General features: G+C 64.0%; 8 protein-coding genes. All 8 read right to left on the bottom strand.

Going from position 1 to position 8,278, the window contains the following annotated elements; translation table 11 throughout:
- Positions 1-313, bottom strand: a 313-nt coding sequence (locus LQR33_RS20500; protein WP_331282872.1) for a biotin/lipoyl-containing protein, incomplete at its 3' end; no start/stop codon positions are given.
- Between the two features lie 52 nt (positions 314-365).
- Positions 366-3,194 (bottom strand): 2-oxoglutarate dehydrogenase E1 component, encoded by a 2,829-nt coding sequence (locus tag LQR33_RS20495; RefSeq protein WP_166441307.1) that lies wholly within the window; start codon positions 3,192-3,194, stop codon positions 366-368.
- A gap of 135 nt (positions 3,195-3,329) precedes the next feature.
- Entirely contained in the window at positions 3,330-4,637 is a 1,308-nt protein-coding gene (gene gltA, locus LQR33_RS20490) for a citrate synthase (protein WP_199776247.1), read from the bottom strand.
- 34 nt (positions 4,638-4,671) lie between these two features.
- On the bottom strand, positions 4,672-4,920 hold the full coding sequence (locus LQR33_RS20485; protein WP_021478550.1) for an FAD assembly factor SdhE: 249 nt from the start codon (positions 4,918-4,920) through the stop codon (positions 4,672-4,674).
- On the bottom strand, positions 4,917-5,627 hold the full coding sequence (locus tag LQR33_RS20480) for a succinate dehydrogenase iron-sulfur subunit (RefSeq protein ID WP_021478551.1): 711 nt from the start codon (positions 5,625-5,627) through the stop codon (positions 4,917-4,919). Before LQR33_RS20480 ends, LQR33_RS20485 begins: the two co-directional genes overlap by 4 nt.
- 14 nt (positions 5,628-5,641) lie before the next feature.
- On the bottom strand, positions 5,642-7,417 hold the full coding sequence (gene sdhA, locus LQR33_RS20475) for a succinate dehydrogenase flavoprotein subunit (protein WP_166441306.1): 1,776 nt from the start codon (positions 7,415-7,417) through the stop codon (positions 5,642-5,644).
- Positions 7,417-7,761, bottom strand: a complete 345-nt coding sequence (gene sdhD / locus LQR33_RS20470) for a succinate dehydrogenase, hydrophobic membrane anchor protein (protein WP_021478553.1) — start codon at positions 7,759-7,761, stop codon at positions 7,417-7,419. The genes sdhA and sdhD overlap by 1 nt, the downstream gene beginning before the upstream one ends.
- Positions 7,755-8,132 (bottom strand): succinate dehydrogenase, cytochrome b556 subunit, encoded by a 378-nt coding sequence (gene sdhC, locus LQR33_RS20465; protein ID WP_021478554.1) that lies wholly within the window; start codon positions 8,130-8,132, stop codon positions 7,755-7,757. Before sdhC ends, sdhD begins: the two co-directional genes overlap by 7 nt.
- Between the last annotated feature and the right edge of the window lie 146 nt (positions 8,133-8,278).

The raw sequence follows: 8,278 nt of genomic DNA, 5'->3' as shown, positions 1-8,278 counted from the left end.
GAGCGGCCTGAACCGGAGCGGCGGCTGCGGGCGCCGGGGCGGCTGCTGCGGCCGGAGCGGCGTCGCCTGCCTTGGCTGCGGTATCGATCTTGGCGATCAGCTGGCCGGAGGTCACGGTGGCGCCATCCTGCTCGATGATTTCCACCACCACGCCGGCTTGCGGCGCCGGCAGTTCCAGCACCACCTTGTCGGTTTCCAGGTCGATCAGGTTTTCGTCGCGCTTGACGAACTCGCCAACCTTCTTGTGCCAGCTCATCAGCGTGGCTTCGGATACGGATTCGGGCAGTTGCGGGACTTTGACTTCAATCAGCATGTTCTTCTCCATGGCGGGGCGGCCGCGATGCCGCCCCTTCTTTCTCGTTGGCTCAGCGGGCGACCGACATCGCTTCTTCGACGAAGGCCTTCAGTTGGGCGACGTGCTTGCTCATATAACCGACCGCCGGCGAAGCCGACGACGGACGGCCGGCGAACGACAGCTGCTGCTTGGCGGTCAGCAGGCCTTCCAGGCGGTGGCGGATCTGGTACCAGGCGCCCTGGTTGCGCGGCTCTTCCTGCACCCACATCACTTCCTTGGCCTGGGTGAAGCGCGCCAGCTCGGCGGCCACCTGCTCGGTCGGGAACGGGTACAGCTGCTCGATGCGCACGATGGCGATGTCGTCGTCCAGGCCGCGCTCTTTGCGGGCGGCGGCGAGGTCGTAATACACCTGGCCGGCGCACAGCAGCACGCGCTTGACCTTCTTCGGATCCTTGACCACCACGTCGCCGATCACCGGGCGGAAGCTGCCGGTGGTCAGGTCTTCGACCGGGCTCATCGAATCCTTGAAGCGCAGCAGGCGCTTGGACAGGAAGATCACCAGCGGCTTGCGGTAAGGGCGCAGCACCTGGCGGCGTAGCATGTGGAACATCTGGCCGGCCTCGGACGGCATCACCACCTGCATATTGTGCTCGGCGCACAGCTGCAGCCAGCGCTCCAGGCGGGCGGAGGAGTGCTCCGGGCCCTGGCCGTCGTAGCCGTGCGGCAGGATGGTGGTCAGGCCGCACAGACGGCCCCACTTGGTCTCGCCGGAAGAGATGAACTGGTCGATGGCCACCTGGGCGCCGTTGGCGAAGTCGCCGAACTGGGCTTCCCAGATCACCAACTGGTCCGGAGCGGAACAGGCGTAGCCGTATTCGTAGGCCAGCACCGCTTCCTCGTTCAGGATGGAGTCGATCACCAGGAAGTCGGCCTGGTTGTCGGACATATTGCGCAACGGCACATAGCTGCCCTGGTCCCAGCTCTCGCGGTTCTGGTCGTGCAGCACCGAGTGGCGATGGGAGAAGGTGCCGCGGCCGGAGTCTTCGCCCGACAGGCGCACGCCGAAGCCGTTGGTCACCAGGGACGCGTAGGCCAGCGTCTCGGCCATGCCCCAGTCGACGTTCTGCTCGCCGGCGGCCATCGCCTTGCGCGCGGCCAACACTTTCTGCACGGTCGGGTGCAGCTTGAAGCCTTCCGGCAGCGTGGTGAACTTGTCGGTCAGGCGCTGGATGTCGGCCTGCGGCAGCGAGGTGTCGGTCGGATGCGCCCAGTGGGTGCCCAGGTACTGGCTGAAGTCCAGCGCGTGCTCGCGGCGGTAGTTGGTCAGCGCGGTCTGCTCGACGTGCTCGCCCTTGTCCAGCGCGTCGCGGTAGGCCTGGATCTGCGCGTCGGCTTCCTCGGCCTTCAGCACGCCCTCCTGCACCAGACGCTCGGCGTACATCGCGCGCACGCCCTGGTGCTTGGCGATCTTCTTGTACATCATCGGCTGGGTCAGGAAGGGATCGTCGCCCTCGTTGTGGCCGAGCTTGCGGTAGCACACCAGGTCGATCACCACATCCTTCTTGAAGGTCATGCGGTAGTCGAGCGCGGCCTGCATCACGAAGCAGACGGCTTCCGGATCGTCGCCGTTCACGTGCAGGATCGGCGCTTCGATCATCTTGGCCACGTCGGTGCAGTACATCGTCGAGCGGATGTCGCGGGTGTCCGACGTGGTGAAGCCCACCTGGTTGTTGATGACGATGTGGATGGTGCCGCCGGTGCCGTAGCCGCGGGTCTGCGACAGGTTGAAGGTTCCCTGGTTGACGCCCAGGCCGCCGAAGGCGGAGTCGCCGTGGATCAGCACCGGAACCGCGGTCTTGCGCTCGGTGTCCTTGCGGCGTTCCTGGCGCGCGCGCACCGAACCTTCCACCACCGGGTTGACGATTTCCAGGTGCGACGGGTTGAACGCGAGCGACACGTGCATCGGGCCGCTGGCGGTCGGGATGTCGGACGAGAAGCCCATGTGGTACTTCACGTCGCCGGAAGCCATCTGCTGGGCGGCCTTGCCTTCGAACTCGGCGAACAGGTCGCGCGGCTGCTTGCCCAGGGTGTTGACCAGCACGTTCAGGCGGCCGCGGTGGGCCATGCCGATGATCAATTCCTGCACGCCCTGCTCGGTGGCGTTCTGGATCAGGTGGTCCAGCGCCGCGATCGCGGACTCGCCGCCTTCCAGCGAGAAGCGCTTCTGGCCGACGTACTTGGTGTGCAGGTAGCGTTCCAGCGTTTCGGCGGCGGTGATCTGCTTCAGGATGCGCTGCTTCTTGGCCGCGTCGTAGCGCGGGGTGGACAGCGCCTCCTCGAAGCGTTTCTGCACCCAGTGCTTCTCGTCGGACTGGGTGATGTGCATGAATTCGACGCCGATATTGCCGCAGTAGGTCTGCTTCAGACGGGCGATGATGTCGGACAGCGGCAGCTTCTGCGGGCCGGCCAGCGAGCCGACGTTGAACTGCACCGCCATGTCGGCGTCGTTCAGACCATGGGTAGCCGGGTCCAGCTCGCGCACGATGGCTTGATCCATGCGGCGCAGCGGGTCCAGATTGGCCTGGCGAGCGCCCAGCACGCGGTAGGCGGAAATCAGCTTCAGCACGCCCACCTGTTTCTGCATCGCCTCCCAATCGGTGGCGGCGGCGCCGCGCTGGCCGATCACCGGCTTTTTCGCCAGCTGGATGAACGACTCCTGGATCGGCAGGTGCGGCACATCGCGCTCGGCGGCGCCCGGCGCCTGCGCCAGCTTGTCGAAGTAGTCGCGCCACTCGTTCGGAACCGAGTTGGCGTCAACGAGGTACTGTTCGTACAGCTCCTCGATGAACGGGGCATTCCCACCGAACAGATAGGAATGGCTGTACATGGATTGCATCATGGTCTGGCTACCCTTTGTCTTGTCTTAACGACGTTGCTGCATTATTCAAAGCGCTTGGGCAAGGCGGCCTTGCCCCAGCGCTCTGTAAAAAAGGGCTGGCTGAAGCCCCCGCTTCAACCAACCCTGTCTTTCACATCAGCGCTTGGCGACTTCCACGAAGTCGCGGCGCGCGGCGCCGGTGTACAGCTGGCGCGGACGGCCGATCTTCATGCCCGGATCGCCGATCATCTCGTTCCAGTGCGCGATCCAGCCCACGGTGCGGGCCAGCGCGAAGATCGGGGTGAACATGGAAACCGGGATGCCGATCGCGGACAGCACGATGCCGGAGTAGAAGTCCACGTTCGGGTACAGCTTGCGCTCGATGAAGTACGGATCGGACAGCGCGATCTTTTCCAGCTCCATCGACAGCTTGAACTTCGGATCGTTGTGCAGGCCCAGCTCGTTCAGCACTTCGTCGCAGGTCTGCTTCATGATGGCGGCGCGCGGGTCCATGTTCTTGTACACGCGGTGGCCGAAGCCCATCAGCTTGTAGCGCTTGTCCTTCACGCCCTGCATGAAGTCGGCGACATTGTCCACCGAGCCGATCTCGTCCAGCATCTTCAGCACGGCCTCGTTTGCGCCGCCGTGGGACGGGCCCCACAGGCAGGCGATGCCGGCGGCGATGCACGCGAACGGGTTGGCGCCGGAAGAGCCGGCCAGACGCACGGTGGAGGTGGAGGCGTTCTGCTCGTGGTCGGCGTGCAGGGTGAAGATGCGATCCAGAGCGCGTGCCAGAACCGGGTTCACCTTGTACTCTTCGCACGGGGTGGAGAACATCATGTGCAGGAAGTTTTCCGCGTAGGTCAGGCCGTTCTTCGGGTAGGAGAACGGCAGGCCCTTGTTGTAGCGGTAGGCTTGCGCGGCGATAGTCGGCAGCTTGGCCACCAGGCGGTGCGCGGAAATGCGGCGATGCTCCGGATTGGAGATGTCCAGCGAGTCGTGGTAGAAGGCGGACAGCGCGCCCACCACGCCGACCATCACGGCCATCGGGTGCGCGTCGCGGCGGAAGCCCTTGAACAGGCTCATCAGCTGGTCATGCAGCATGTTGTGGCGCATGACGCCGCGTTCGAAATCCTTGCGCTGGGCCGCGGTCGGCAGTTCGCCGTTCAGCAGCAGGTAGCACACTTCCAGATAGTCGCTCTTCTCGGCCAGTTGCTCGATCGGGTAGCCGCGGTAGTACAGGTGGCCCAGATCGCCATCGATGAAGGTGATCTTGGATTCGCAGCTGGCCGTGGCCAGGAAACCCGGGTCGAAGGTGAACATGCCGGTTTTGCCAAAGGCGCGGATGTCGACGACATCCGGACCCAGCGAGCCCCCCAGGACCGGCAGGTCCAGGGTTTCCTTACCCTCGTTGTAGCTGAGCGTGACTTTGCGATTAGTTTCCACAGCAATACTCCCAGTCATTATTTCGTTGTTGTAATGGTTTGGGGCCAGGCCATCACAGCGATCGCAGGATCGCCACGATGTCCATCAATTCCGGATCGTCGAGATCGGCCTTGCCGTTGACGACATCCAGAAAATCAGTATCCGGCAGATCCAGCAGCTGCCGGTACGCGTCGATCTGGGCGGGCGCCAGCTGGTCGAACGGGCCGGCGAAGAACTTCTCCAGCACCAGGTCCAGTTCCAGCAGACCCCGTCGCGACCGCCAGCGGATCCGTTTCAGTTCGATCGGATCGTAAGCCGTCATACCGCACGCTTGACCATCAGGTCCTTGATCTTGCCGATCGCGCGGGTCGGATTCAGGCCCTTCGGACACACGTCGACGCAGTTCATGATGCTGTGGCAGCGGAACAGGCGGTACGGGTCTTCCAGGTTGTCCAGACGCTCGTTGGTGGCTTCGTCGCGGGTATCCGCGATGAAGCGGTAGGCGGCCAACAGGCCTGCCGGACCGACGAACTTGTCCGGGTTCCACCAGAACGACGGGCAGGACGTGGAGCAGCACGCGCACAGGATGCACTCGTACAGGCCGTCCAGCTCCTTGCGGTCTTCCGGCGACTGGCGGCGCTCGCGCTCCGGCGGCGGCGTGTCGTTGATCACGTACGGCTTGATCGAGTGGTACTGCTTGAAGAACTGCGCCATGTCCACGATCAGGTCGCGCACCACCGGCAGGCCCGGCAGCGGACGCAGCTCGATCGGCTGCTTCAGCGTGCGGAAATCGGTCAGGCAGGCCAGACCGTTCTTGCCGTTGATGTTCATCGCGTCCGAGCCGCACACGCCTTCGCGACAGGAGCGGCGGAAGGACAACGTGTCGTCCTTGGTCTTCAGCTTGACCAGCGCGTCCAAGAGCTTGTGCTCGGTGGCGTCCATGTCCACGCTGATGTCCTGCATGTACGGCTTGGCATCCTTGTCCGGGTCGTAGCGGTAGATGCGGAATTTGACGTTTTCGGTAGTCATCTCTGATTCAACCCTTAGTAGGAGCGGGCCTTCAACTTGATCGTGTCCACGGTCAGCGGCTTCATGTTCACCGGCTTGTACTGCAGGCGGTTGCCTTCGCGGAACCACAGCGTGTGCTTCAGCCAGTTGGTGTCGTCGCGGCCGTTCGGCGTTTCCGGCGTGTCCGGCGCGTCGTCGCGCACGTGGGCGCCGCGGCTTTCGGTGCGGGCGTTGGCCGAAACCATGGTGGCCTTGGCCACTTCGATCAGGTTTTCCAGCTCCAGCGCTTCGATGCGGGCGGTGTTGAACACCTTGGACTTGTCGCCGATCTCGGTCTTGGCCACCATGTCGGCCACTTCCAGAATCTTCTCCACGCCCTCGGCCAACATGTCCTTGAAGCGGAACACGCCGCAGTGCGCCTGCATCACGCGCTGCATCTCGGCGCGGGCATCATGCACCTGCACGCCATTGGTCTGGTTGTCGAGACGGGCGACGCGGGCGACCGAGCGCTCCACATCGGCCATCGCCAGCTGCGGCAGGTCTTCCGGCTGCTGCTTGACGAACTCGATGATCGAGTTCGCCGAGCTCTTGCCGAAGACCAGCAGGTCCAGCAGCGAGTTGGTGCCCAGGCGGTTGGCGCCGTGCACCGACGCGCACGCCACTTCGCCGGCGGCGTAGAAGCCGTGCACCGGCTGGCCGTCGATCACCACTTCGCCGTGGTAATTGGTGGGGATGCCGCCCATCTGGTAGTGGCAGGTCGGCACCACCGGGATCGGGGCCTTGATCGGGTCCACGCCGGCGAACTTGATCGAGATCTCGCGGATGCCCGGCAGCTTGGACATGATCACCTCGGGGTCGAGGTGGGTGATGTCCAGCAGCACGTGGTCCTTGTTCGGACCGCAGCCGCGGCCTTCGTTGATCTCGGACACCATCGCGCGCGACACCACGTCGCGGGAGGCCAGGTCCTTGGCGTTGGGCGCGTAGCGCTCCATGAAGCGCTCGCCGGAGCTGTTGCGCAGAATGCCGCCTTCGCCGCGCACGCCTTCGGTGATCAGCACGCCCGCGCCGGCCACGCCGGTCGGATGGAACTGCCAGAACTCCATGTCTTCCAGCGGGATGCCGGCGCGGGCGGCCATGCCCAAGCCGTCGCCGGTATTGATGAAGGCGTTGGTGGACGAGGCGAAGATGCGGCCGGCGCCGCCAGTGGCGAACAGGGTGGCCTTGGCCTGGAACACCACGATTTCCGAGGTTTCCATTTCCATGGCGACAACGCCCTGCACGCGGCCTTCGGCGTCGCGGATCAGGTCCAGCGCCATCCACTCGACGAAGAAGTGGGTGTTGGCGCGCACATTGCGCTGGTACAGCGCGTGCAGCATCGCGTGGCCGGTGCGGTCGGCGGCTGCGCAGGCGCGGCGGACCGGCTTGCCTTCGCCGAAGTCGGACATGTGGCCGCCGAACGGACGCTGATAGATGGTGCCGTCCGGATTGCGGTCGAACGGCATGCCGTAGTGCTCAAGCTCGACCACCACTTTCGGCGCTTCGCGGCACATGAATTCGATGGCGTCCTGATCGCCCAGCCAGTCCGAACCCTTGACGGTGTCGTACATGTGCCAGTGCCAGTTGTCCGGCTCGGAGTTGCCGAGCGAAGCGGACACGCCGCCTTGGGCGGCCACGGTATGGGAACGGGTCGGGAACACCTTGGACAGCACGGCGGTCTTCAGACCAGCTTCCGACAGTTGCAGCGCGGCTCGCATGCCGGCGCCGCCGGCGCCCACGACTACCGCATCAAAATGACGAACAGCTACGCCCATTACAGCCCCCAGACCACTTTAACGGAATAGATGAAACAGGAAACCAGCCAGACGATGGTGAACACGTGCAGCGCCAGGCGGATGCCCACCGGCTTCACGTAGTCCATCCACACGTCGCGGATGCCCACCCATACGTGCAGGAACAGCGCCAACAAGGTCACCTGGGTGAACAGCTGGACCCAGGCGTGGCTGAACAGAGACTTCCAGCCTTCGTAGCCGGACGGCAGCGCCAGCAGGAACAACGCCAGAGCCACGGTGTAGAGCACCATCACCACGGCGGTGACGCGCTGCATGATCCAATCGCGCAGGCCATAGCCGGCGCCGACGACGTGACGGTTTACCATAGAGCGATACCTCCCAGGACCACGGTCAGCACCAGGCTGACGACCAGCACGGTCTTGGCGGTGGCGCGGGCGGTCTCGAGTTCGAGACCTTTGTGAATGTCGAGAAACAGGAAACGGATGCCTGCGCAGAAGTGATGCAGGTAGGCCCAGATCAGGCCCAGCAAGACCAGCTTCATCAGCGGGTGGGACACTACCGCCTTGTAGGTGTCGAACGATTCGGCGGAGCTGAGCGAACCGTGCAGCAGATAGATCAACAGCGGGAGGGAAAAGAACAACGCCACACCACTGACCCGGTGCAGGATGGAGACGAAACCCGGAACGGGCAGTCTGATCCTGGCCAAGTCCAGATGCTTCGGTCTTTGCTTCTGCATAAGGCTTTCCTTGGATGTTTTGTGACCAAGTGGTTTACATGACGCCCGCCCACCGCGAGCGAAGCGCCTGGCGGACCCGTCCTTTTTCCTGGGAGCGGTATCCGCCTTTACCTGGCATATTGCGTAATTCATTTGCAATATGCGCC

The sequence above is a fragment of the Chromobacterium piscinae genome, from assembly GCF_021129175.1.
In the GTDB taxonomy this organism is placed as follows: Bacteria; Pseudomonadota; Gammaproteobacteria; order Burkholderiales; family Chromobacteriaceae; genus Chromobacterium; species Chromobacterium piscinae.
Note: the sequence above shows the minus strand (reverse complement) of the source record. Positions and strands in the feature narration are given on the sequence as shown.

Excerpts from the sequence above, each read along its gene's own strand:
- sdhD (WP_021478553.1), bottom strand. The coding sequence starts at position 7,761 with ATGGTAAACCGTCACGTCGTCGGCGCCGGCTATGGCCTGCGCGATTGG.
- LQR33_RS20485 (WP_021478550.1), bottom strand. The coding sequence starts at position 4,920 with ATGACGGCTTACGATCCGATCGAACTGAAACGGATCCGCTGGCGGTCG.
- LQR33_RS20480 (WP_021478551.1), bottom strand. The coding sequence starts at position 5,627 with ATGACTACCGAAAACGTCAAATTCCGCATCTACCGCTACGACCCGGAC.
- gltA (WP_199776247.1), bottom strand. The coding sequence starts at position 4,637 with ATGACTGGGAGTATTGCTGTGGAAACTAATCGCAAAGTCACGCTCAGC.
- sdhC (WP_021478554.1), bottom strand. The coding sequence starts at position 8,132 with ATGCAGAAGCAAAGACCGAAGCATCTGGACTTGGCCAGGATCAGACTG.
- sdhA (WP_166441306.1), bottom strand. The coding sequence starts at position 7,417 with ATGGGCGTAGCTGTTCGTCATTTTGATGCGGTAGTCGTGGGCGCCGGC.
- LQR33_RS20495 (WP_166441307.1), bottom strand. The coding sequence starts at position 3,194 with ATGATGCAATCCATGTACAGCCATTCCTATCTGTTCGGTGGGAATGCC.